The following is a 23535-nucleotide window of genomic DNA, read 5'->3' on the forward strand; positions in this document are numbered from 1 at the left end:
GCGCATGCTCACACCAGGCCGAGCTCCTGCAGCACGCGCTGCCGGCCCGGTCCCGGCTCGGTGGGCCAGTAGAGGTAGCAGACTCCGCCCGTACCGCTTCTGACCTTGCCGTTCGCGTCGTAGCGCTTGGTGCGGAGCCAGATGTTCTCCAAATGGAAGGGCACCGCCTACCACGCGGCGCCCTCCTGCACAAACATGCAGGTCAGAGGCACGGACCGGGCGAGGCAAATCGAGCGCGAACGCGCTGGTGCTGATCTGGTGCTGACTTCCGCTGGCGTCCGTTCCGGTCCGTTCGGGTGCGTCGTGCTGGATCGGTGCTGACTCCGGGGCCCTCGCGGGAGCCTGGATGGTCGAGCAAGGACGACGAAGAAACCCCCGCCGGGGTCGCCCGGCGGGGGTCTCCGTTGCTTCAGGCCGTCGGGCCCGACGCGAACTGGATCAGGGTCGGAAACCCTTCACGTACACCGCACTTCCGTGCGCGTGCGGATCCGGTTTCTCGACCTGGAATCCGGCCGAGGCGAGGATTCCCAGCAGGGCGCCCTGCATGATCTTGTGAATATCCCGGTGGTGGCGCACGACCGGAGGCGGATCCGCGTAGTCGATCCCCTTCTCGAAGAGCTCGATGGCAGCGGTCCGCAAATCCGCGTCCGTCCGCCAGTCCACGTACACCCCGCCTTCGAGAATCCGGTCCACGTGGACGTCCGCACCGGGCCTGTCCAGCGAGCCACCGTCGAGGTCGGCTCTGCGGGCGGGAAGTCCGGCCCGGGCCAGTTCACGGCAGACCTGAGCAGCCAGCTCGTTCCACTCGGCGATGACTTCGGGTGGGGCTTGGGGAGGGAGGTCGAACCTCGGATTATTCATGTGCTTCTCGTTCCTCGGCCTTCCGGCCGTCCACTGCGGAGCGCGCCAGGCGCATTCCACCGGCCCTCTTGACGTAGGTGGCGAGCAGATCCTTCGCCTCACGCCAGTAGTCGGGGTGGTAGGGGACGGACCAGGTGACGGGTGTGCCCTCTTTGAGAGCACCGGACAGGGCGGAGCCACACGCCGGGCAGGGCTGCCGCTCGGTGTACAGAGCGGTGATCTGGGTGGGATCAAACCCCTTTGCCTTCAACTTCTCAAGGATCACCGTCTCCGAGTGTCCGTTGAAACCGCTGTTGCCGATCACGTAGTCACCGGTCTTGGCGTCGTTCCACCCCGGCACCTTCGCGACGGCAACGTTGTGATCCGCGTCGAAGTAGCCGGACTCCACCCTGAACTGGTATGCCAGTCGGCTCATCTCGTCACCGTTGTAACGGACCAGCCCCGTGGGGCACCCCTCGACGGCGGCCGACGCGGACGCCCGTGCGGCCAGTGGTGCGCGGACCTTGGTGCAGGTCCTGATGTACTCGTCGAGGCCCTTGACCCCGATACGGAAGACAATCTCTTCACTCAGGCCGAGGGCCCGCAGGGCCTTGTAGGCGTCGGCGAAGGCGATGCCCGTCCTCGCGGCGGCGTCCACCGCCATCACGGCGTCCGCGATGGGCCTGAGGGCCTTGCCCGCGAACAGGGTCACGACGTCCAGGGCGGCCCAGCCGCAGCCGCCCCAGCTTCCGTCCTCACCGCCGGGGGCGATCTTCTGGGCGCACCTGATCCAGCCCCCGAAGAGGATGTCCACCGGGTCGACGTTCGCCTGGTATTCGGCGATCGTGATGTTGTGCGTGACCTCCTGGGACAGTTCCTTGGTGGGGTACTCGCCCAGGTACACGGTCGCGTCGGCGGGGCACGTGGCCTTCGAGGGGTTCAGCTCCGGCGTCGAGCACAGGTAGAGGTCGAGGACGGCCTTGAACCGGATCTTCACCGTGATCGTGCAGTTGCCCGTATAGGCGAGCTTGTCGATCCAGCCGTCGCAGCCCTCCGTCTTCCGCACGGTCTGCGGGTCACCGATGTTCTCGATGTGGTCGACGACGTAGAACATGTTGCCGATGGAGCCGCCCTGCTCGTCGACGACGGTTCCTGTGCCGATCTGCTTTGTCTTCGCGGCCTTCTCGGCCCTGTCGGCCGCCTCCTGGGCCTCCTTGGCGTATGCGGCGGCGTCCTTGGCAGCCTGTTCGGCCTCGGTGGCAGCAGCAGCGCGGTCAGCCGCCGCTCGCGCGTCCTTGGCGGACTGCTCGGCCGCGGTGGCGGCCTCGCGGGCGGCCTGGGCGTCGAGGGCGGCCTGGTCGGCGGAGTCGCGGGCCGTCCTGGCGTAGCCTTCGGCGCGCCCCGCGGCCTTGTCGGCTGCGGCGGCGTCCTCGGCGGCCTTGCGGTCGTACTCGACGGTGCGGGCCAGCGACGCCGCGGCCTTCGCGGCGGACGCGGCGGCGTCGGCCGCGTAGCCGAGGGCCTCCTTGGAGTATCCGCGGGCGGTCGCCGCGTGTCCGGCAGCGTTGGCCGCGTACTGGTAGGCGAGCTTCGCGTCGCCGGACGCCTGGTCGGCGATGCTCTTGGCGGCCGCGGCCTCCGCCTGCGCGTTCTGGGCGTGGGCGTCGGCGACGGCCTTCTGCTGCTCGGCGATCGACTTGGACGCCTGCCCGGTCAGCACGACCAGGCCGGCGGCGGAGTCGGTGGCGGCGTACGGCGAGCCGAGCTGGATCGCGTCGTTGGCGGGCTTGGCGACCTGAACGGCGGCGTTGCCCGCGTCCACGGCGGCCTGGGCGGTGACGTGCGCGAAGCCGGCAGCCTTCGCGGCGGCGGCGATGGCCTTGACGGCCTCCTTGTTGGCCTCGTCCGCCTGGGTCTTGGCGGTCTTGGCCAGCTTCTCCGCCTCATCCGCCAGCCTGACAGCGGTCCGAGCCTCCTCTGCGGCGGACTGGGAGGCCTCAATGGCGTCGGCGGCGGCGCTGGTCGCGGTCTTCACCGCGGCGTCGGCCTTCAGCTTGGCGGCTTGGGCGGCGTCCGCGTCAGCGCGGGACCGCTTGGCGGCCGCTTCGGCGCGGGTGGCCGCGGCGTCCGCCTCAGCCGCCGCCCGGGTCGCCGCGTCCGCAGCGGTACGGGCCCGGCCCGCGGCGGCCTCGGCGTCGTTCGCGTGCCGGTTCGCCGCGTCCGCGGCGGCACGGGCGGCGTCGGCGTCGGCGCCGGCGTCCAGGGAGCGCGCGTAGGCCTCCTTCGCGTCGGCCTTGGCGCGGGTGGCTTCGGCCTTCTGCTCGGCGTCCCAGGCGTCGTCCCGCTTGGCCTTGGCGTCGTCGCGCGCCTTGACCGCGTCGTTCCTACGCGCGAACGCGGTCTTCTCGTCGGCCTCCGCCTTCCCCTTGGCCTCCTGGGCGTTCGCCGCTTCGGTCTGGGCCGTCTTCTTGTGCTGGGCGGCCTCGTTCTGCTTGACGGCGGCGGTGTCCTTCTCCGCCTTCGCCTTTGCCTCCTCGGACTCGGCCGCAAGACGCTTCGCGTGCGCGTCGGCGGCGGCCGCCTTGGCGTCGCCCTCAGCCTTGAGGGCGACGGTGAGCTTCGCCTCCGCCGTCTCCTTTTCCTTCTTGGCGTTGTCACGGTGCAGCTTGGCCGCGTCGGCCGCCGCCTTCGCCTGCAGTTCGGCGGTGTGCGCGGCTTCCTTGCGGAACTCGGCGCTGGCTTGCGCGGTCTGTGCAATGGCGCGCTGCGCGATAGTCGCGCTGTCGCCCGCAGCTGCCCGGGTGGCAGCCTCGGCGGTCTCACCGGCCTTCACCATCGCCGTCAGCGCGGCGACGGCTCCCTTGGTGACCTGCGCCTTCTGCTGACCGACCAGGAGACCGCGGCCACGCGGGGCGCCGGCGACGTCCGCGATGTCGTACGCAGCCTGCACGGCTGCATCGGAGGAGACGGCCGACTTCTTGGCATTCTCCAGCTGGGCCTTGACCGTGGCCAGGTACGTCTTCGCGGCTGCCTGGGCGTCGGCAAGGCCCTTCTTTGCCGCGTCAAACTGTGCCTTGACCGGGTAGGGGGTGCTGCCGGCGCCCTTCTCCCCGGTCGGCTTGATCAGGTACTTCTGCGCGCTGGTGCCCTTGCAGTCCCACAGCCGCGCGTCCGTACCGAGGGTGAACGCGCTCAGGTCCAGGCACTTGCCCGTGGTCAGGCTCTTCAGAAGCGAGGCGGCGCGGACGTCGCCCTTCCATGACTGGCCCTTGGTGCTGTAGCAGTCCGTGATCTGGATCTTCGTACCGTTGGCCGACGCGTTCCCGGCCACGTCCAGGCACTTGAACGAGTTGACGTTGCGGAGGTGCAGATCCTCCTCGCCACCTTCGAGCTGCCACTTCTGCGCGGCGGTGTTGTTGCAGGTGTGGATCTGGACCGGCGTTCCGTTGGTCTTGCCGCCGCCCTGGACGTCCAGGCACTTGCCCGGCGCGCCAGGCACCTCGATCACCGTGTAGCCGTTGCCGATCCAGCCCACACCACCGGAGGTCCAGTGGTCTTGCCAGCGGGTGTAGTAGTCGGCGAGCCACGACTGCCCGAGGAGCAGACTGAGGGCGTAGGTGCCGTCCTGCAGCGCCTTCGTGGCGTCCTTGCCAGCGGTGAGGATCTGCTGCCGCTGCGTGGCCTGGCCGGCGATCTCCTGCTGCCACTCGGCCGAGGCCTGCGCCACCTCCTTACCGAGGACCTTGTTCGGGTCGATCGGGTCATGCCAGCCACAGGCCCCGAAGCGGGCCTTCAGGTCCTCGACGGCGATCCGGAACTCCGGAGTGCCGGGCTCCGGGGCCGTACGGGGGAAGCCGCCGGAGGCGAGGAAGATGCGCGCGTCATCGGCGAACACCCGGGGAACGAAGGGCTGATTGGGTTCGACCTTCCCGGAGTTCTTCTTCCACAGCGCCCACGCCTCCTTCTCTTCCGGCGTCCCGCCGCCGGTGTAGAGGGCGTCGCCGATGGTGAGGGCGGCGGCCTTCGTCTTGTCGTCGGCGGTGGGCGATGAGTCGTAGAAGGGGTTGAGTACGTCGAGCGGGGCCCAGTACCCCTGGTCCAGCCACGGGCCCAGCCCGGTCTTCTCAAAGATCTTGCCCGGATCCCGCGGCGCATTGGGATAGGAGTCCAGGCCGGCGGCGCTGGACCACGCGTAGCCCTGCTTCTGAATCTTGTCGATCCACTGGTCCGTGAGAGCGCTGTCCGCGTTACGGGCCGCGTGCAGCGGAGTCTTGTCGTCGAACATGTCCCGCTTGAGCTTCACATGAAGCTGATCGGGCGGAAGGACGAGGGAACTCTGCCCGAGGGCATACAGGTTGGGCCCGCCCATGCGCAGCGCTTCGATGGCGACGCACTGGTCCTCACGCAGCTGCTGGGCCGCTTTGACGTCGTAGCCGTCGTACGAGTCGGCCACCGCGGCCATCTCCGGCTCGGTGTTCTGCACGGCCAGGTCGGGCCGCACGGCCACACCGCCGAGAACGGCCAGGGCGGCGATGGACGTGAGGGTGGTGGTGAGAGTGGTGGACGAACGTGATCGAGAGTTGAACAACCCCGGTTTGAACCGCAAGGAGAGCATTCTTCACAGCGAACGAGGGCAGGCAGGGGTGACCTGGGTGACGTTCACAGCGAGCCGGCGTCGCGACACGACGATGCCGTCCTTCCCCGTGGCGGCACTGTCCCCCCGACCGCCGATGACGTACGCGCGTCACGCCGGGATGGTCAGTCCCCGATGCGCGCGACGCTACTCAACCCCGAAAAACCAGGACTCGGCAAGTGTCGGCCTTGGTGCCCTGAACACGGAGCGGAAAACCGATTGCCGGAGACCTCGCGGTGTGTCGCACGCAATCGTCAAGCTCGCAAGCGGTGTTGCCTGTGCGAAGCCTGTGAAGGGGAGATGCGCACGCGACGACTACCAGACATAGATCGACCGGAAGTTGTCCTTGATCCAGGCGGCCTTCGATGAGCTCCCGATCGCACGTACACCGGGCGTCGGTGACGGCGACGTCGTACGTCGAGAGGAACTGGGCGAGGAGGCAGAAGCAGAAGCCTTGGGGCCGGGTCCACGGTCGTGACCTCCTCCTCAAGGAGCAGCACCACAGCCCGCACCTCGCCCACGTCGCTGCGCCTGGCTTTGGCGGACCTCCCGCAACACAGGCTCCGCCAGTTTCGTACGGGCGGTGGAGACGTGCAGCACGTAGCAGGGGGCGAGCGGGTCGCCCTCCACGACGAGGAGGTCCGCGCTGAATCCAGGAGTGAGCCGGCCGGGAGCGCTGCCGTCAGGTCGTCGAGACGACCGTCGGGCCGCACATGCTCACAACAGGCCGAGTGCCTGCAGCGCGCGGTGCTGACTTGGTGCTGACTTGACCGGCCAGAAGATGTAACAGATACCTCCCGTACCGCCTCTGACCTTGCCGTTCGCGTCGTACCGTTTTGTCCTCAACCAGATGTTCTCCCATTCGCGCCGCCGGTAGACCCGGCGGACGGCCTCGTTGCTGGGGGAGGCGGGGTCGTTGGCGATGACGTCGCCGTCCGCCGTGAAGCCGATGACGGTCATCAGGTGGCCCGAGGTGCCGTACCCGGCTCCGGTGAGCTCGTCCTTGCGGAAGGACTGGGACGTTATGGCCGGGATGCCGGCCCGGACCAGGGTTTCGAGCTCCGTGAGCGAGCGGAGCCGGGTGACCACGGCGTTCATGCCGGGGTAGGAGGCCGCGTAGGCGGCGTTGAAGGGCCAGTTGCCGCAGCCCTGGTACTGGTGGTCGTAGGTGAAGCGGGCCGCGTGGCAGACCTGCGGGTCGGCGAAGGCCGGGTTCACCCAGGCCAGCTGCTCGGCCGTGGGGCGGCGCCCCCAGTACTCGACGATCATCTGGGAGGAGGTCGGGCTGCACCAGGCCTCGCCGCCGTTGTCGTACTCGGGGTACTGGCCGACGTGGATGTTCTGGGAGTAGCGCGGGACGGCCAGCTCGTGGGCGGGGCCGGGCTCGGAGGCCGGGACGGTGAAGCGGTCGGGGATGTCCGAGGCCATGGCGCCGAGCCGCCACACCGTCGGGGTGAGGTCGCTGCCCGGGGTGCGGTAGAGGGTGAGGCGGAGGCGGTACGCGCTCAGCCGCAGGCCGCTCGCCGCGTCGTCGATCGAGAAGGTGTCGGTCCAGACCGTGCTCCTGCCGTCGGTCTGGTCGTCGACCGACGTGCGGCGGATGTCACCGTCGCCGGAGGCCCAGCGGCCGAGCACGTACCAGGGGGTGGCGGTGGCGTCGGAGTACGTGCCGGAGAGTTCGACCTGGAGCCAGGTGCCGGGCGGTGTCTCGGCGTTCCAGGAGGCGATGACCTCGGTGGCGGGCACGGCCGGGGTGTGGACGGGCGAGGTCCAGCTCGCGTACTCCCAGGCGGAGGTGCGGCCGGTGTGCGGGTCGGTGTAGTCGACGCGCCCGGCGGGGGTGGCGAGGACCAGGCCGGGGCGGAGGCCGGGGACCGCCTTCGTACCGGCCGTTGTGCCGCATCTCCAGTCCGTGTAGGAGGACCAGAAGCGGTTGTCGACGAGTCCGGCGGCGGGGGCGTGGCCCCGCTCGGCGGAGTCGGCCTCCCCCAGGTCCGAAGCCGTCGCGGGGCCGGCGGCGGCCGTTCCCGCGGCGGCCGCGAGCGCTGCGGCGAGGACGGTTCTGCGCGGGGTGGAGTTGGTCATGGGCGGTGACCCCCAGTCGAGAACGGTGGGCGTACGGAACTGCGGTGGCGGGGCTGCGCGGGCCCACTATCCCGGCTTCCGCGGGGCCTCCGCCAGCACTTCGCCTCGCGTCGCCGTACCAATATTGGTCTCCACCACTGACGGCGGCACTTCCCTGACCTGCGGCGGTCTCCCGCTCCCCTACCCTGGGGCCATGAACGACCTCGACCGCGCCGCGCACGCGCTGCTCCGGCTGCCGCCCTCCTGCGGACCGGTCCGGCTGGTCGCGGTCGACGGCCACGCGGGCTCCGGCAAGTCCACCCTCGCGGCCCGCCTCTCCGCCGCCCTCGGCGACGCCCCCGTCCTGCGCCTCGACGACCTCGCCACGCACGAGGAGCTCTTCGCGTGGACCGGGCGGCTGCGCGAGCAGGTCCTGGAGCCGCTCTCGCGCGGCGAGACCGCGTCCTACCGCCCGTACGACTGGCGGCTGCGGCGCTTCGGGGAGGCGCGGGCGCTGCCCCCCGCCCCGGTGATCCTCGTCGAGGGCGTGGGCGCCGGCCGGCGGATGGTGCGGCCGTTCCTGGCGTGGCTGCTGTGGATGGAGCGCGGGCCCGAGGAGTCCTGGGTGCGGGGGCGCCGGCGGGACGGGCCGGAGCAGGCCTCCTTCTGGGACGGCTGGACCGTGGCGGAGACTCGCCATTTCGCCGAGGACCCCTCCCGGCCCTTCGCCGACACCCTGGTACGGGAGTGCGAGGAGGGATACGACTGGCTTCCCGGGCCGGCTGCGACAGCGGGCACGGAGCAGATCATCACGCACGGTGACGGCTTCATGTCCGTGATCTGAGGGGGTGGAAGTCCGCTTCCGCAAGTCCCTCAACTTCGCTTGACCGACGGGGCGTACAGGTCTTACGTTCTGAATGTGCGGCTTTTCGGAGCCGCCGCGGACACGAAGCCCCCGGTTGTTCCCCCGTGATCGGGGGCTTCGTTCTGCCCTCGGAAGCCCTCCAAGAGCCCCCTCCGGGCCTTCTCCAGGCCCTCATCCACCCCTGATGCTCACCCAGGGTCACCGATTCCGGATCATGCGCTTCTCCTTAAGCGCGCACCCCCTGCGCAGGTACGATGCCCCCAGGTGCGGTCAAATCCCGTCCATGCGATGACGGTTGTGGGGGACCCGATGGACATCGGCACGCAGGGCTCGCAGGCCCCGGCCGAGCTCGCCTGGCTGCGCGGAGTCGACGCCTACACGATGGGCGCGTATCCGCAGGCGGAGGACGAGTTCCGGACGGCGGTACGGATCGATCCCGGGATGGCGGACGCCTGGCTCGGGCTGCACGCGCTCCGGGTCGACACCACGACCGCGCTGCTGCGCATGTACCGCAACCGCGAGCGCTTCGGCGAGCAGCGGACCCGGTACCGGCGCACCCTGAACTCCTGGTACTGGCTGGGCTGGTGGGTGCAGCCGGTCCTGGAGAGCCCGCGCGACCTGCTGCTCGCGCACGCCTCCCACTGGCTCGACGGCCGCCACGTGCCGGAGCTCGACCGCGCCCTCGCCGGCCTCCCCCCGGTCGACACCGATCCGCAGGTGCGCTTCCTGCACGCCTGCCGCGCCTATCTCGTCAAGGACTGGGACCAGCTCGTCCGGCACACCGAGACCCTCGTCGACGACCCGCTGCTGGGCATCGAGGCCGGGCTCTTCGGCGGCATGGCCCGGGTGCGCCTGGAGATGTACAGCCAGGCCGAGCCGCTCCTCTCGGCCTCGCTGATGCGGTGCCGCAGCGAGCAGCCGCAGCGCAAGGAGCTGCGCTACTGGCTCGCGCGGGCCCACGAGGGCACCGGGCGCAGCGCCGCCGCACTGCCGCTCTACCGGGCGGTGCACCGGATCGACCCGGCGTTCATGGACACCGCCGCCCGGCTCGCGGCGATCGCCGAGTACGACGGGTTCGAGGGCTACGACGGGGTGGACGACCCGGGCCTCGCGACGGTCGCGATGGGCACCCTCGGCGGGGGGCTCGGCCAGGACGCGGTCGACACCGTGCCGGGCGCCGAACCCGACCCCGGCGGGCTCGGCGACGGGCTGCGGCTGGCGCCCGAGCCGGTGCCGCCGACCGCCCCCGCGGCGCCGCCGGAGACCGTACGGCAGAAGGCCCCGCTGCCCGGCCAGCCGGTGCCGCCGCGCTTCCCGGCCGGACCCACCGATCCGGTGCTCCTCGCGGAGGCGCTCGCCGAACTGGAGGGCATGGTCGGGCTCGAACCGGTCAAGCGGCAGGTCAAGGCGCTCTCGGCGCAGCTGGAGATGGCCCGGCTCCGGGCCGGACAGGGGCTTCCCGTCCAGCCGCCGAAGCGCCATTTCGTCTTCTCGGGCCCCTCGGGCACCGGGAAGACCACGGTCGCCCGGATCCTGGGACGGGTCTTCTACGCCCTCGGGCTGCTCGGCGGCGACCACCTCGTGGAGGCCCAACGGGCCGACATGGTCGGCGAGTTCCTGGGTCAGACGGCGGTCAAGGCCAACGAGCTGATCGACTCGGCGGTCGGCGGCGTGCTGTTCGTGGACGAGGCGTACGCGCTCTCCAACACCGGCTACAGCAAGGGCGACGCGTACGGCGACGAGGCCCTCCAGGTGCTCCTCAAGCGCGCCGAGGACAACCGGGACCACCTCGTGGTCATCCTGGCCGGCTACCCCGAGGGCATGGACCGGCTGCTCAGCACCAACCCCGGTCTGTCCTCCCGGTTCACCACCCGGGTCGACTTCCCCTCGTACCGGCCGCTGGAGCTCACCGCCATCGGCGAGGTCCTCGCGGCGGCCAACGGGGACGGCTGGGACGAGGAGGCGCTCGACGAGCTCCGCTCGATCAGCGGGCATGTCGTCGACCAGGGCTGGATCGACGAGCTCGGCAACGGCCGCTTCCTCCGCACCCTGTACGAGAAGTCCTGCGCCTACCGGGACCTGCGGCTCTCCGGATACCCGGGGAGCCCGACCCGGGAGGACCTCGCGACCCTCCGGCTCGCCGACCTCATGCAGGCGTACGGCGAGGTCCTGTCGGGCCGCGGCCCGGTCGACCGCGGCCCGCAGCAGGAGCCGCCGGGGTACTAGGGCCTGCGCAGGGGCCGGGCCGTGAGGGTCTCCCCCTCGGGATCGGAGTCGATCCGCATGCCGAAGGGGCGGCTGGCGCGGCCGAGCACGTCGTGGAGCCATCGCGCGTCCTGCCGCGGGGCCCGTTCGAGCCGCAGGCGTCGGCTGCGCAGCGGTACGAGCCGGACCTCCGCCAGGGTGCCGTCCTCGTCGTGGACGGTGACGAAGTACAGCAGCCGCAGGTCGTCGCGGTACTGCTCCTGTCCGGTGATCCCCTCGTAGTCGTTGACGAGGTCGCCGCACCCGTGCAGGACGAGCCTGTCCCGGTACGCCTCCAGGGGCCGGGGGTGGTGCGAGGAGTGCCCGTGGACGATGTCGGCGCCCGCGTCGACGAGCGCGTGCCCGAGGGCGACCTGGGCACGCTCGGGGGCGTAGCCCCAGTTGGAGCCCCAGTGCACCGAGACGACGACCAGGTCCCCGGGGCGCCGGTCCGCGCGCAGCCGGTCGGCAAGACGGGTCGCCGCCGCGTCGTACGGCCCTTCGGCGTAGTGCACCCCTCCCCCGCGATCGGTGGCGGCCCAGTCGGGGGGCACCCCGCTGGACGCCAGGCCGAGCGCGTGGACGAGCAGCCGGCGTCCGCCCGGCAGCGGCACCACCGCGGGCCGGGCGGCCTCCTCGGCGTCCCGCCCCGCGCCCGCGGTGCGCAGCCCGGCGGCGGCGAGGGCGTCGAGGGTGTCGTCGAGGCCGCGCCGCCCGTAGTCGAGGACGTGGTTGTTGGCGAGGACGACCACGTCGGGGTGGACGGCGGTGAGCGCGGGCAGATCGGCCGGAGACATGCGGTAGTGGACGGCCTTGCCGGGCACCGGCACGTCGTGGTGGGTGACGGAGGTCTCCAGATTGACCACGCGGGCGTCCGGCCCGGCGTCGTCGATCAGCCGGAGCGCCTCGCCCCAGGGGTAGGCGGGGTCGACCGGCCGGGGCACGGGCCCGAAGCGCGCCTCGGCGAGGACCACGTAGTCGCGGGCGTCCCGCACGTACCGCTCGGGCAGGGCGGGATCCAGCGGATGGGGAAGGATCTGGTCGATTCCCCGGCCGAGCATCACGTCTCCGCAGAGGAACAGTCCGGTCAGACCGCCGCCGCCCATGCTCCCAGGCTAGGACCTTTCCGCACGGTGGCACGGTGCGGGCCCGTGACGTCCTGCCCGATGGCGGACGTCACGGGCCCGTCCCCTAGACCCGTACCGTGGACGGACCGGGTCCGGACGGCGGCTGTACGCGGTGCGCCGGGTCGCGGACCTCGCCCACCAGCATCTCCAGGACGTCCTCCAGGGCGACCAGGCCGAGGACCCGGCCCGAGCCGTCCGCGACCTGCGCCAGATGCGTGGCGGCACGGCGCATCACGGTGAGGGCGTCGTCGAGCGGCAGCTCGGCGCGGAGCGTCGCCATCGGGCGCCACAGCCGCTGCGGGACCGCCCGCTCCCGCTCCTCCAGGTCCAGGACGTCCTTCACGTGCACGAAGCCCATGAAGGTCGCCCGGCCCTCGGCGCGGACCGGGAAGCGGGAGTACCCGGTCCGTACGGTCAGCTCCTCGATCTCGCGCGGGGTGACCGACGGCGGGACCGTGACGAGGGAGGCGGGGGCGATCAGGACGTCCGTCACCGGGCGGCTGCCCAGTTCGAGGGCGTCCTCCAGGCGCTCCTGCTCGACCGGGTCGAGCAGTCCCGCCTGGCCCGCGTCCTCGACGAGCCGGCCGAGCTGGGCGCTGGTGAAGACCGCTTCCACCTCGTCCTTCGGCTCGACCTTGAACGCCCGCAGGACGAAGTGGGCGCAGGCCCCGAGCGCGGCCGTGACCGGCCGGCAGAGCCGGGCGAAGCCGACGAGGCCGGGGGCGAGCCAGAGGGCGGTGCGCTCGGGGTCGGCCATCGCCAGGTTCTTCGGGACCATCTCGCCGATGACGAGGTGGAGGAAGACGACCGCGGCGAGGGCGATGACGTAGCCGAGCGGGTGGATCAGCCCCTCCGGGACCCCGATCGCGTGGAAGACCGGTTCGAGGAGCTGGGCGACGGTCGGCTCGGCGACGGCGCCGAGCGTCAGGGAGCAGACGGTGATGCCGAACTGGGCGGCGGCCATCATCTGCGGCAGGTTCTCCAGGCCGTGCAGGACCTGCTTGGCCCTGGCGCCCCCGAGCGGCTCGATCTGGCTGCGCCGGACGGAGACGAGGGCGAACTCGGCCCCGACGAAGAAGCCGTTGGCGAGGACCAGGAGGACGGCGAAGAGGAGTTGCAGGGTGCTCATCGGACCGCCTCCGCGGGGACGGGCACGGGAGCGGCGGGCGCGCCTGCCGCGTCCGGGCCGGAGACCGAAGTGCCGTCCGGGCCGGAGACCGACGTGCCCTCCGGGTCCGGCACGTCGGCCGGGTCCGGGGTCGTACGGACGATCCGCACCCGCTCGGCGCGGTAGCGGTCGACCTGGCGCACCGAGAGCCGCCAGCCGGGGAGTTCGGCCCGGTCCCCGGGGGCCGGGATGCGCCCGAGGAGGTCGGCGACGAGTCCGGCGACGGTCTCGTACGGCCCGTCGGGCACGTCGAGGCCTATCCGGCGCAGGGTGTGGACCCGGCAGGAGCCGTCGGCCTCCCAGGCGGGACGGCCGTCCTCGGCGGGTGCCGCGGCCAGCTCGGGCCGTCCGTCGGCGGCGGTGTCGTGCTCGTCGCGGACCTCGCCGACGAGCTCCTCGACGATGTCCTCCAGGGTGACGACGCCGGCCGTGCCCCCGTACTCGTCGACGACCACCGCGATCGGCTGCTCCCGCCGCAGCCGTTCCAGGAGCGTCTGGGCGGGCAGCGTCTCGGGGACGAGGAGCGGCGGGACCGCGATCCGTCCGACGGGGGTGCGCAGGCGGGCGTGCGGGGCGACGGCGAGCGCGTCCTTGAGGTGGACCATGCCGACGATCTCGTCGATGCGGTCGCGGTAGACCGGGAAGCGCGAGAGGCCGGTGGCCCGGGTGAGGTTGAGGACGTCGGCCGCGGTGGCGTCCCACTGGAGGGCGCTCACCTTCACGCGCGGGGTCATGACCTGCTCGGCGGTGAGGCCGCCGAGGGACAGGGTCCGTACGAAGAGGTCGGCGGTGTCCTGTTCGAGCGCGCCGGCCTGGGCCGAGTGCCGGGCGAGCGAGACGAGCTCGCCGGGGGTGCGGACCGAGTCCAGCTCCTCGGTGGGCTCGACGCCCAGGAGCCGTACGAGGCTGTTGGCGACCCGGTTGAGCAGGGAGATCACCGGCCGGAACAGCGCCGAGAAGCGGCGCTGCGGGGTGGCGACGAAGCGGGCGACCTGGAGCGGCCGGGAGACCGCCCAGTTCTTCGGCACGAGCTCGCCGACCACCATCTGGACGGCGGAGGCGAGCAGCATGCCGATCACCACCGAGACCCCGGAGACGGCCCCTTCGGGCAGTCCGGTCGCGGTGAGCGGCCCGTGTAGGAGTCCGGCGAGCGCGGGCTCGGCGAGCATGCCGACGACCAGCGAGGTGATCGTGATGCCGAGCTGGGTGCCGGAGAGCTGGAAGGACAGTTCGCGCAGCGCGGTGACGACGGTGCGCGCGCGCCGGTCGCCGGCGGCCGCCGCCCGCTCGGCCTCGGCGCGCTCGACGGTCACGAGACCGAACTCGGCGGCCACGAAGAAGCCGTTGGCGAGGATCAGGAGGAAGGCCGCGACGAGCAGCAGAAGGGAGACGATCATGCCGCCGCCTCCAGGGAGGGGGCGGCGCAGGTACTACCGGACGATCCGTCCATTGCTGGAGGGAGTCACTCCTCGGGTCGAAGGGTGGTCTCGCGGGCCGCGGCTGCGGCCCTGCACACGCGAGACGGTGGTGCCGCTGGGCACCACCGTCTCCAGAGTAGTCATGTGACCGCCCCCAGTGGCAGGGGGTCGGCCCCCGGATGGGGGACGAACCGGGGTTTCCCCCGATACGGCCGGGGGTCTCAGCGGGTCTCCGCGACCGTCCCGTGGCTCTCGGCCAGGGCCCGCAGGGCGCGGGCGTCGCGGATCGCCGATTCCTTGGCGATGCCGGGCTGGATGCCGAGCACGGGCAGGCTGGTGCCGTCGCTCAGGTCGAGGAAGACCCACGGGTCGCCGGGGCGGAGGTTGACCCGGAGGATCTCCGCCCAGGCGAGCCGCCGGGTCCTGGTGATGTTGACGACCGTGACGCCCTCGTCGTCGGCGACGACCTTGGGGCGGCTGAGCAGGACCAGGACCCCGGACAGCAGCGCGGCGGTGAAGACGAAGCTGGCGCGCTCTCCCGGTCCGAGGCGCTCCAGCATCATCGCGACGCCGGTGATGACCACGAACATCGCGACGCTCATGGTCAGCAGGACGGCCCGGGTGCGCCCGGGACGGAAGGTGACCGGGAGGGCGGGCGTCGTGGACTGCGACATCGGTGGTTCCTCAGTGCCTGGTGAGACAGTGCCTGGTGAGACGGTGCCCGGCAGGACAGTGCCTGCCGGGACGGTGCCTGGTGGGACGTGCGGGCCGGCGGCCGTCAGAGGCGGCAGGCGTGGATGGCGGTGGTGAGGATGGCGCGGGCGCCGATCTCGTACAGGTCGTCCATGATCCGCTGCGCCTCCTTGGCGGGGACCATCGCGCGGACGGCGACCCAGCCCTCGTTGTGCAGCGGGGAGACGGTCGGCGACTCCAGGCCCGGGGTGAGGGCGACGGCCTGCTCCAGGTGCTCGGCCCGGCAGTCGTAGTCCATCATCACGTACGAGCGGGCGACCAGGACGCCCTGGAGGCGGCGCATGAACTGCTGCACCTGCGGGTGGTCGTCGGAGGCGCCGTGGCGGCGGATGACGACGGCCTCGGAGGTCAGGATCGGCTCGCCGATGACCTCCAGGCCCGCGTTGCGCAGGCTGGTGCCGGTCTCCACGACGTCCGCGATGACCTGGGCGACGCCCAGCTGGATCGCGGTCTCGACGGCGCCGTCGAGGTGGACGACGGAGGCGTCGATGCCCTGGTCGGCGAGGTGCTTGGCGACGATGCCCTCGTAGGAGGTGGCGATCGTCATGCCGCCGAAGTCCTCGGGGCCGCTCGCGGTGCCCGGGCGGGTGGCGTAGCGGAAGGTGGAGCGGCCGAAGTTCAGCGGGAGGATCTCCTCGGCGCTGGCTCCGGAGTCCAGGAGCAGGTCACGGCCGGTGATGCCGATGTCCAGCTTCCCGGAAGCGACGTAGATCGCGATGTCCTTCGGCCGCAGGTAGAAGAACTCGACCTCGTTCTCGGGGTCGACGACCACGAGCTCCTTGGACTCTTTGCGCTGGCGGTAGCCGGCCTCATGGAGCATGGCCGACGCAGGTCCGGAGAGGGAACCCTTGTTGGGGACGGCGATGCGCAGCATGGGGTGAGCTTCCTTTGCCTGGGAGTCTTGGGGAGGGTGTGGGCTTTGGTCGTGCTCAGAGGTGGGCGTAGACGTCGTCGAGCGAGATCCCGCGGGCGACCATCATCACCTGGACGTGGTACAGCAGCTGCGAGATCTCCTCGGCGGCCGCTTCCTTGCCCTCGTACTCGGCGGCCATCCAGACCTCGGCGGCCTCCTCGACGACCTTCTTGCCGATGGCATGGACGCCCTTGCCCACCAGCTCCGCCGTGCGGGAGGTGGCCGGGTCGCCGGTCTCTGCCTTGAGCTTGAGCTCGGAGAAGAGCTCTTCGAAGGTTTTGTTCGCCATGATGGTCCTAAGAGTACGGGGTAAGGGGCACGCGCTCAGCGCCAGGGTTCGCTGACCGTGCGCAGCGTGGTGGCGGTGGCGACGGCGGCGGTGACCGCTTCGTGGCCCTTGTCCTCGGAGGATCCTTCGAGACCGGCCCGGTCGAGCGCCTGCTCCTCGTTGTCGACGGTGAGGACACCGAATCCGACGGGTACGCCGGTGTCGATCGAGACCTGGGTGAGGCCGTGGGTGACGCCCTGGCACACGTACTCGAAGTGCGGTGTTCCGCCGCGGATGACGACGCCGAGTGCCACGATGGCATCGTATCCGCGCCCGGCGAGGACCTTCGCCACGACCGGGAGCTCGAAGCTGCCGGGGACGCGCAGGAGCGTCGGCTCGTCGATGCCGAGCTCGCTCAGGGCGCGCAGGGCGCCGTCGACGAGTCCGTCCATGATCTTCTCGTGCCACTGCGCCGCGATGACCGCGACCCGGAGGTCGCCGCAGTTCTTCACGCTGAGGACGGGTGCGCCCTTGCCGCTCATGTCTCTCCTAGCCGATTTCGTGCGTACGGGATTACGGGATTACTGGTTGTTGCAGGTGGAAGCCGGGGAGCCGTCCAGCCAGGGCAGGTCGTGCCCCATCCGGTCCCGCTTGGTGCGCAGGTAGCGGAGGTTGTGCTCGCCGGCCTGGACCGGCATGGGCTCCCGGCCCTCGACCCTCAGGCCGTGACGGGCGAGGGCGTCGATCTTGTCGGGGTTGTTGGTCATCAGGCGCAGGCTGCGGACGCCGAGGTCGCCGAGGATCTGCGCGCCGGCCGCGTAGTCGCGGGCGTCGGCGGGCAGTCCGAGCTCCAGGTTGGCGTCGAGGGTGTCGCGGCCCTGCTCCTGGAGCTCGTACGCGCGCAGCTTGGACAGCAGGCCGATGCCGCGGCCCTCGTGGCCGCGCAGGTAGACGACGACGCCGCGCCCGGCCTCGGTGATCCGGTCCATGGAGGCCTGCAGCTGGGGGCCGCAGTCGCAGCGCTGCGACTGGAAGATGTCGCCGGTCAGGCACTCGGAGTGGACCCGGACGAGGACGTCCTCGCCGTCGCCGATCTCGCCGTGGACGAGGGCGACGTGCTCGACGCCGTCGACGGTGGAGCGGTAGCCGTACGCGGTGAACTCGCCGTGCGCGGTGGGGAGCTGGACCTCGGCCTCGCGGCGGACGGTCGGCTCGGCGGAGCGCCGGTAGGCGATCAGGTCCTCGATGGAGATGATCGTCAGGCCGTGCTTGCGGGCGAAGGGGACCAGTTCGGGCAGGCGCAGCATCACGCCGTCCTCGCCGGCGATCTCGACGATCGCGCCGGCCGGGCGGAGGCCCGCGAGGCGGGCGAGGTCGACGGCGGCCTCGGTGTGTCCGTTGCGGACGAGGACGCCGCCGGGCTTGGCGCGCAGCGGGAAGATGTGGCCGGGCCGGACGAAGTCGGAGGGCTCGTGGCTGCCGGAGGCGAGCATCCGCAGGGTGGTGGCGCGGTCGGCGGCGGAGATGCCGGTGGTGACGCCGTGGGCGGGGGACGCGTCGACGGAGACGGTGAAGGCCGTGCGCATCGACTCGGTGTTGTGCTCGACCATCTGCGGGAGTTCGAGGCGCTGCAGCTCCTCGTCCTCCATGGGGGCGCAGATCAGGCCGCGGCACTCGCTCATCATGAAGGCGACGATCTCGGGGGTGGCCTTCTCGGCGGCGATGACGAGGTCGCCCTCGTTCTCGCGGTCCTCGTCGTCGACGACGACGACGGGGCGGCCGGCGGCGATGTCGCGGATGGCCTGCTCGACGGGGTCGAGGGCGAGGTCGGTGGCGTCCCAGAGGGAATGCGCGTTCATGCGTGGGCTCCTTCCAGGACGGTGGTGCTGCGGGACCGCAGCCACCAGTCGCGCATGCCCCACAGGACGAGCGCGCCGTAGATGACGTAGACGAAGCCGGAGAAGGCGTAGCCGTTGGCGAAGTTCAGCGGGACGCCGACCAGGTCGACGAGCAGCCAGGCGAACCAGAACTCGACCATGCCCCGGGCCTGGGCGTACATGGCCACGATGGTGCCGACGAAGATGTACGCGTCGGGCCAGGGGTCCCAGGACAGCTTCGGGAAGGCCTCGAAGAGCAGGGCCACGCCGACGGTGCCGACGGCGGCCGCGGCGATCATGGCGGCCCGCTCGCCCCAGGTCGCGAAGCGCACGGCGATCTGGCCGTCCGCGCCCTGTCCCTTGCGGCGCTGCCACTGCCACCAGCCGTAGAGCGCCACGAGCATGACGACGACCTGCTTGCCGGCGCTGCCGGCGAGGTGACCGAAGAAGGCGCCGAAGAGGATCAGGCCGGCGAGGAACTGCACGGGCCAGGTCCAGACGGAGCGGCGCCAGCCGAGGGCGAGGGCGACCAGTCCGAAGATGTTGCCGATCATGTCGGACCAGATGATCTTCTGGTCGAGGACGGTGAACGCCTCGGAGTTGAGCCAGTTCACTTCTCGTTCTCCTTGGCGTCGGTGCCGAGCAGCCGCTCGACGTACTTGGCGATGACGTCCACTTCGAGGTTGACCGGGTCGCCGGACTGCTTGATGCCGAGCGTGGTCAGGTCGAGGGTGGTCGGGATGAGGCTGATGGTGAACCAGTCGTCGGCGACCTCGACGACGGTGAGGCTGACGCCGTCGACCGTGATCGAGCCCTTCTCGACGACGTACCGGGAGAGGTGGGCGGGCAGGCCGACCTTGACGAGCTCCCAGTGCTCGGACGGGGTGCGCTCCAGGATGGTGCCGGTGCCGTCGACGTGACCCTGGACGATGTGGCCGCCGAGGCGGCCGCCGACGGCCATGGGCCGCTCCAGGTTGACGCGGGAGCCGACTTCGAGGGCGCCGAGGCTGGACCGCTTGAGGGTCTCGGCCATGACGTCGGCGGTGAACTCGCCGTCGCCGAACTCGACGACCGTGAGACAGACACCGTTGACGGCGATGGAGTCGCCGTGCTGGGCGCCTTCCGTGACCAGGGGGCCGCGCAGCCGGAAGCGGGAGGCGTCCTCCAGCTGTTCGACGGCGACGACCTCGCCCAGTTCTTCGACGATTCCGGTGAACACGGTCAGGCTCCCTTGAGGGTGGCGGTGATGCGGAGGTCGGATCCGACGCGCGCGGTCTCGGTGACGTCGAGCCGCAACGCTTCGGTGATGGTGGTGATTCCGGCGTCGGCGAGGGCGGCGGGGCCCGCGCCGAGGAGGACCGGGGCGAGGTAGCCGACGACCTGGTCGACGGCGCCCGCGGCGATGAAGGCGCCCGCGAGGGTGGGGCCGCCTTCGAGGAGAATCGAGCGGACATCGCGCGCGTGCAGCTGGGTGAGCAGCTCGTGCACGCCGATGCGACCGTCGTGCAGGGGCAGCCGGAGCAGTTCGACGTCGGGCAGGTGCCGGGTGTCGGCGTCCTCGCCGACGACCAGCAGGGTGGGCGCGGCGTCGTCGAGGATCCGTGCGGTGGGCAGGAGCTCGGCGCGGGTGTCGAGGGCGACCCGCAGCGGCTGGGTGGCGTTCTCGATGCCGCGGACGGCGAGGTGCGGGTCGTCCGTGCGCAGCGTCCCGCCGCCGACGACGACGGCGTCGGCCTCGGCGCGGAGGCGGTGGACGTCGGCGCGGGACTCGGCGGAGCTGATCCAGCGGGAGGTGCCGTCGGCGGCGGCGATCCGGCCGTCGAGGGTGGCGGCGTACTTCCAGCGGACGAAGGGGCGGCCGCGGCGCACGGAGGTGAGCCAGGCGAGGTTGCCGGCCTCGGCCTCGTCCTCCAGGAGTCCCTGCTCGACCTCGACCCCGGCGGCGCGGAGGGTGTCGGCACCACCGCTGGCCTGCGGGTTCGGGTCGCCGACCGCGTACACGACCCGGCTGATCCCGGCCTCGATGAGGGCCTGGGAGCAGGGGCCGGTGCGGCCGGTGTGGTCGCAGGGTTCGAGGGTGACGTAGGCGGTGCCGCCGCGGGCCAGGACGCCGGCCGCGCGCAGGGCGTGGACCTCGGCGTGGGGGCCGCCGGCGCCCTGGTGGAAGCCTTCGCCGACCTGGTGTCCGGAGGCGTCGGTGATGACGCAGCCGACGACCGGGTTGGGGCTGGTGGCGCCGAGTCCGCGTGCGGCGAGCTCGACGGCGCGTCGCATGGCGGTGATGTCGGCCTGCTGGGCCACCGGGTCCTCCTGCCTCTTCGGGCACGGACTCCGGGGCCTGTCGATGACGACAGAGAGCGGGAAGGACGCCTCGCGCAGGGTGTGCCGAAAGGCCGCGTCCTCGCGGGTACGCCGATCGGTGACGACACGGCGACCAGCGGACGTACGGCCGGCACGCCCCTGAGAGGGGTCACCCGCCGCGCACTGCCTCCCATCCGGACTTTCACCGTCGGTCCAGGAATTTCACCTGGTCAACCGGCCGCTGGCTTGCGGACGGGTCGCGGACTATACCGCCGGTTCGGAATTACACCGACCCCGGAGTGCGCTGCTGCTGATACAGGGCCAGTGTGCCACGGCTCGCGTGAGGCGATAGGCCGGAACCCTGTGGGCTGGCTCACAGAATCCCCCAGCCGCCTTCTTTGGTCCAGACCTATTGACGCACTGGTCTAGTCCTCTTAATCTCCGTGTCACCTCCGAGGTAACGGTCCGTCGGCGTGCGCACTCCACGGGCCCAACACGTACCACCCCCCTGTTCGTTGCGTGTTTCCTTGACCTCCCCAGGAGGACCGATCGTGCTGTCCCCCACGACCAAGAGGGCTTCGCTGCTCGCGTCCGGCGCGGCCGTCGCCGGGCTGCTGCTCAGCTCGCTCTCCGGCGGCGTCTCGTACGCGGCCGACAACGAGTCCTGTCGCCCCGACGGGCTCTACAAGACCCCCGGCGTCGACGTGCCGTACTGCTCGGTCTACGACACCGAGGGCCGCGAGAAGATGGGCGCGGACCACCAGCGCCGGGTCATCGGCTACTTCACCGGCTGGCGCACCGGCAAGAACGGTCAGCCCGCGTACCTGGCCAAGGACATCCCGTGGGACAAGATCACCCACATCAACTACGCCTTCGGCCACATCGGCGGCGACAACAAGCTCTCCGTGGGCACGGACGGCCCGGACAACGCGGCCACCGGGATGACCTGGCCCGGTGTCGCCGGCGCGGAGATGGACCCCGCGTACCCGTACAAGGGCCACTTCAACCTGCTCAACAAGTTCAAGAAGCAGCACCCCAACGTCAAGACGCTGATCTCGGTCGGCGGCTGGGCGGAGACCGGCGGCTACTTCGACGACAACGGCAACCGGGTGAACTCCGGCGGCTTCTACTCGATGGCCACCAACGCCGACGGTTCGGTCAACCAGGCCGGGATCGACACCTTCGCGAACTCCGCCGTCGACTTCATCCGGAAGTACGGCTTCAACGGCGTCGACATCGACTACGAGTACCCGACGACGATGAAGGACTCGGGCAACCCGCTCGACTGGCAGCTCTCCAACGCGCGCCGCGCCGGGCTCGTGCAGGGCTACGCGGCCCTCATGAAGTCCCTGCGCGAGAAGCTGGACACGGCCGGCGCCGCCGACGGCAGGCACTACCTGCTGACCGTCGCCGCCCCCTCCTCCGGCTACCTGCTGCGCGGCATGGAGACCTTCCAGATGCAGAAGTACCTGGACTACGTCAACATCATGTCCTACGACCTGCACGGCGCCTGGAACGAGTACGTCGGCCCCAACGCCTCCCTCTTCGACGACGGCAAGGACGGCGAACTCGCCGCCGCGAGCGTGTACTCCACCTCGCAGTACGGCGGCATCGGCTACCTCAACACCGACTGGGCGTACCACTACTTCCGCGGCTCGATGCCGGCCGGCCGCATCAACATCGGCCTGCCCTACTACACCCGCGGCTTCAGGAACGTGCAGGGCGGCACGGACGGCCTGTGGGGCAAGGCCGCCACGACCACCTGCCCGGCCGGCTCCGGCCTCACCAAGTGCGGTGACGGCGCCTCGGGCATCGACAACCTGTGGCACGACAAGGACTCCAACGGCGCCGAGTCGCCCGCCGGTTCCAACCCGATGTGGCACGCCAAGAACCTGGAGAAGGGGATCGTCGGCGACTACGTCACCCAGTACGGCTTCCCGGCGAGCACCACGCTGACCGGCACGTACGCCCGCAAGTACGACTCGACCCTGGTCGCGCCGTGGCTGTGGAACGCCGAGAAGAAGGTCTTCCTCTCCACCGAGGACGAGCAGTCCGTGGCCGCGAAGGCCGACTACGTGGTCGACCGCGGCATCGGCGGCACCATGGTCTGGGAGATGGCCGGCGACTACGCCTGGAACGCGACCAAGGGCCAGTACGAGATGGGCTCCACGCTCACCTCGCTGATGTACGACAAGTTCAAGGCGGCCACCCCGTACGGCGCGAAGAAGTCCAACAAGGCGCTGCCGACCCAGGCCGTGAAGATCGACACCCAGTTCACCGAGTTCAAGCTGGGCGACTCGAACTACCCGATCACCCCGAAGATCAAGATCACCAACAACACGGCGACGACGCTGCCCGGCGGCACGGAGTTCCAGTTCGACTACGCCACCTCGGCCCCGAACAACGCCTCCGACCAGTCCGGCTTCGGCACGAAGGTCATCAGCAGCGACCACACGGGCTCCAACGTGGGCGGCCTGAAGGGCGACTTCCACCGCGTCTCCCTGAAGCTCCCGGCCTGGCAGTCGCTGGCCCCCGGCGCCACGATCGACCTGGCCTTCAACTACTACCTGCCGGTGTCCACCCCCTCCAACTGGACGGTGAACATCAACGGCACGACGTACGCCCTCGCCGGCGACCTGGCGCGCGGCACGACGGTCGTGGAGCCGGGCACCACCACCCCGCCCACCACGCCCCCGACCACGCCGCCCACCACCCCGCCGACGACTCCCCCGACCACGCCTCCGACGACGCCGCCCACCACGGGCTGCACCGCCCCGGCGTACGTGGCCGGCACGGTCTACACCGCGGGCAACACGGTCTCCCACAAGGGCCACCAGTGGAAGGCCCAGTGGTGGACCCAGAACGAGGAGCCGGGCACGACCGGCGACTGGGGCGTCTGGAAGGACCTCGGCGCCTGCTGACGCGCCCCCTTCCGACGACCCACGGCTGACCCCCGGCGGCGGACACTCACGGCCCTTGCCGCCGCCGGGCCCCACCGCGCCGCGCCACCCTGTCCGGGGCGCGGCGCGGTCGCGTCCCGGACAGGGTGGCGCGGCGCGGTCGC

The 23535-nt window shown here is 71.1% G+C and carries 17 protein-coding genes, 1 pseudogene and 1 riboswitch; of the genes and pseudogenes, 3 read left to right on the forward strand and 15 right to left on the reverse strand.

What is annotated here, in order from left to right; all coding sequences use genetic code 11:
• Positions 1–8 precede the first annotated feature (8 nt).
• From SVTN_RS44180 to SVTN_RS06560, 4 genes and pseudogenes are all read right to left on the reverse strand, one after another.
• Positions 9–149 (reverse strand): annotated as a pseudogene (locus SVTN_RS44180) (peptidase C39 family protein); the annotation flags it as partial.
• Between the two features lie 289 nt (positions 150–438).
• Positions 439–861 (reverse strand): hypothetical protein, encoded by a 423-nt coding sequence (locus SVTN_RS06550; protein ID WP_041128196.1) that lies wholly within the window; start codon positions 859–861, stop codon positions 439–441.
• Positions 854–5446 (reverse strand): ricin-type beta-trefoil lectin domain protein, encoded by a 4593-nt coding sequence (locus tag SVTN_RS06555; RefSeq protein ID WP_245727463.1) that lies wholly within the window; start codon positions 5444–5446, stop codon positions 854–856. The genes SVTN_RS06550 and SVTN_RS06555 overlap by 8 nt, the downstream gene beginning before the upstream one ends.
• 744 nt (positions 5447–6190) lie before the next feature.
• Entirely contained in the window at positions 6191–7558 is a 1368-nt protein-coding gene (locus tag SVTN_RS06560) for a peptidase C39 family protein (protein WP_041128197.1), read from the reverse strand.
• Positions 7559–7751: 193 nt separating this feature from the next.
• On the opposite strand from SVTN_RS06560, the gene SVTN_RS06565 reads away from it, so the two are divergent.
• Together SVTN_RS06565 and SVTN_RS06570 are read left to right on the forward strand one after the other, a co-directional pair.
• On the forward strand, positions 7752–8381 hold the full coding sequence (locus SVTN_RS06565) for a uridine kinase family protein (RefSeq protein ID WP_041128198.1): 630 nt from the start codon (positions 7752–7754) through the stop codon (positions 8379–8381).
• A 330-nt stretch (positions 8382–8711) separates the two neighbouring features.
• On the forward strand, positions 8712–10628 hold the full coding sequence (locus SVTN_RS06570) for an AAA family ATPase (RefSeq protein ID WP_041128199.1): 1917 nt from the start codon (positions 8712–8714) through the stop codon (positions 10626–10628).
• On the opposite strand, the gene SVTN_RS06575 is transcribed toward SVTN_RS06570, so the two are convergent.
• From SVTN_RS06575 to ribD, 11 genes are all read right to left on the reverse strand, one after another.
• Positions 10625–11752 (reverse strand): CapA family protein, encoded by a 1128-nt coding sequence (locus tag SVTN_RS06575; protein WP_041128200.1) that lies wholly within the window; start codon positions 11750–11752, stop codon positions 10625–10627. The genes SVTN_RS06570 and SVTN_RS06575 overlap by 4 nt on opposite strands.
• 85 nt (positions 11753–11837) lie before the next feature.
• Entirely contained in the window at positions 11838–12902 is a 1065-nt protein-coding gene (locus tag SVTN_RS06580; RefSeq protein ID WP_041128201.1) for a hemolysin family protein, read from the reverse strand.
• The gene (locus tag SVTN_RS06585) at positions 12899–14338 is read right to left on the reverse strand and encodes a hemolysin family protein (protein WP_052499008.1); all 1440 of its coding nucleotides are present in this window, start codon (positions 14336–14338) and stop codon (positions 12899–12901) included. The genes SVTN_RS06580 and SVTN_RS06585 overlap by 4 nt, the downstream gene beginning before the upstream one ends.
• A gap of 242 nt (positions 14339–14580) precedes the next feature.
• Entirely contained in the window at positions 14581–15033 is a 453-nt protein-coding gene (locus SVTN_RS06590) for a PH domain-containing protein (RefSeq protein WP_041128202.1), read from the reverse strand.
• Positions 15034–15137: 104 nt separating this feature from the next.
• Positions 15138–15986 carry an ATP phosphoribosyltransferase gene (gene hisG, locus SVTN_RS06595; protein WP_041128203.1) on the reverse strand — a complete coding sequence of 283 codons (849 nt, stop codon included), beginning with the start codon at positions 15984–15986 and terminating at the stop codon, positions 15138–15140.
• A 55-nt stretch (positions 15987–16041) separates the two neighbouring features.
• A complete protein-coding gene (locus tag SVTN_RS06600) occupies positions 16042–16314 on the reverse strand; it encodes a phosphoribosyl-ATP diphosphatase (RefSeq protein WP_030691288.1) in 273 nt (90 codons plus the stop codon).
• A 35-nt stretch (positions 16315–16349) separates the two neighbouring features.
• A complete protein-coding gene (ribH, locus tag SVTN_RS06605) occupies positions 16350–16835 on the reverse strand; it encodes a 6,7-dimethyl-8-ribityllumazine synthase (RefSeq protein WP_024760819.1) in 486 nt (161 codons plus the stop codon).
• A gap of 39 nt (positions 16836–16874) precedes the next feature.
• Positions 16875–18152, reverse strand: coding sequence for a bifunctional 3,4-dihydroxy-2-butanone-4-phosphate synthase/GTP cyclohydrolase II (locus SVTN_RS06610; protein ID WP_041128204.1), 1278 nt, complete (start codon positions 18150–18152; stop codon positions 16875–16877).
• The gene (locus SVTN_RS06615) at positions 18149–18784 is read right to left on the reverse strand and encodes a nicotinamide mononucleotide transporter family protein (RefSeq protein ID WP_041128205.1); all 636 of its coding nucleotides are present in this window, start codon (positions 18782–18784) and stop codon (positions 18149–18151) included. Before SVTN_RS06615 ends, SVTN_RS06610 begins: the two co-directional genes overlap by 4 nt.
• Positions 18781–19389, reverse strand: coding sequence for a riboflavin synthase (locus tag SVTN_RS06620; RefSeq protein WP_041128206.1), 609 nt, complete (start codon positions 19387–19389; stop codon positions 18781–18783). Before SVTN_RS06620 ends, SVTN_RS06615 begins: the two co-directional genes overlap by 4 nt.
• 2 nt (positions 19390–19391) lie before the next feature.
• The gene (gene ribD, locus SVTN_RS06625) at positions 19392–20471 is read right to left on the reverse strand and encodes a bifunctional diaminohydroxyphosphoribosylaminopyrimidine deaminase/5-amino-6-(5-phosphoribosylamino)uracil reductase RibD (RefSeq protein ID WP_041128207.1); all 1080 of its coding nucleotides are present in this window, start codon (positions 20469–20471) and stop codon (positions 19392–19394) included.
• Positions 20472–20647: 176 nt separating this feature from the next.
• Positions 20648–20778, reverse strand: a riboswitch (FMN riboswitch).
• 244 nt (positions 20779–21022) lie between these two features.
• On the opposite strand from ribD, the gene SVTN_RS06630 reads away from it, so the two are divergent.
• Positions 21023–23392, forward strand: a complete 2370-nt coding sequence (locus SVTN_RS06630; protein WP_041128208.1) for a chitinase C-terminal domain-containing protein — start codon at positions 21023–21025, stop codon at positions 23390–23392.
• Positions 23393–23535: the final 143 nt, after the last annotated feature.

It is taken from the genome of Streptomyces vietnamensis (assembly GCF_000830005.1).
Classification (GTDB): domain Bacteria; phylum Actinomycetota; class Actinomycetes; order Streptomycetales; family Streptomycetaceae; genus Streptomyces; species Streptomyces vietnamensis.

Excerpts from the sequence above, each read along its gene's own strand:
- SVTN_RS06565 (WP_041128198.1), top strand. The coding sequence starts at position 7,752 with ATGAACGACCTCGACCGCGCCGCGCACGCGCTGCTCCGGCTGCCGCCC.
- hisG (WP_041128203.1), bottom strand. The coding sequence starts at position 15,986 with ATGCTGCGCATCGCCGTCCCCAACAAGGGTTCCCTCTCCGGACCTGCG.
- SVTN_RS06575 (WP_041128200.1), bottom strand. The coding sequence starts at position 11,752 with ATGGGCGGCGGCGGTCTGACCGGACTGTTCCTCTGCGGAGACGTGATG.
- SVTN_RS06610 (WP_041128204.1), bottom strand. The coding sequence starts at position 18,152 with ATGAACGCGCATTCCCTCTGGGACGCCACCGACCTCGCCCTCGACCCC.
- SVTN_RS06550 (WP_041128196.1), bottom strand. The coding sequence starts at position 861 with ATGAATAATCCGAGGTTCGACCTCCCTCCCCAAGCCCCACCCGAAGTC.
- SVTN_RS06600 (WP_030691288.1), bottom strand. The coding sequence starts at position 16,314 with ATGGCGAACAAAACCTTCGAAGAGCTCTTCTCCGAGCTCAAGCTCAAG.
- SVTN_RS06560 (WP_041128197.1), bottom strand. The coding sequence starts at position 7,558 with ATGACCAACTCCACCCCGCGCAGAACCGTCCTCGCCGCAGCGCTCGCG.
- SVTN_RS06580 (WP_041128201.1), bottom strand. The coding sequence starts at position 12,902 with ATGAGCACCCTGCAACTCCTCTTCGCCGTCCTCCTGGTCCTCGCCAAC.
- SVTN_RS06570 (WP_041128199.1), top strand. The coding sequence starts at position 8,712 with ATGGACATCGGCACGCAGGGCTCGCAGGCCCCGGCCGAGCTCGCCTGG.
- SVTN_RS06585 (WP_052499008.1), bottom strand. The coding sequence starts at position 14,338 with ATGATCGTCTCCCTTCTGCTGCTCGTCGCGGCCTTCCTCCTGATCCTC.
- ribH (WP_024760819.1), bottom strand. The coding sequence starts at position 16,835 with ATGAGCGGCAAGGGCGCACCCGTCCTCAGCGTGAAGAACTGCGGCGAC.
- SVTN_RS06590 (WP_041128202.1), bottom strand. The coding sequence starts at position 15,033 with ATGTCGCAGTCCACGACGCCCGCCCTCCCGGTCACCTTCCGTCCCGGG.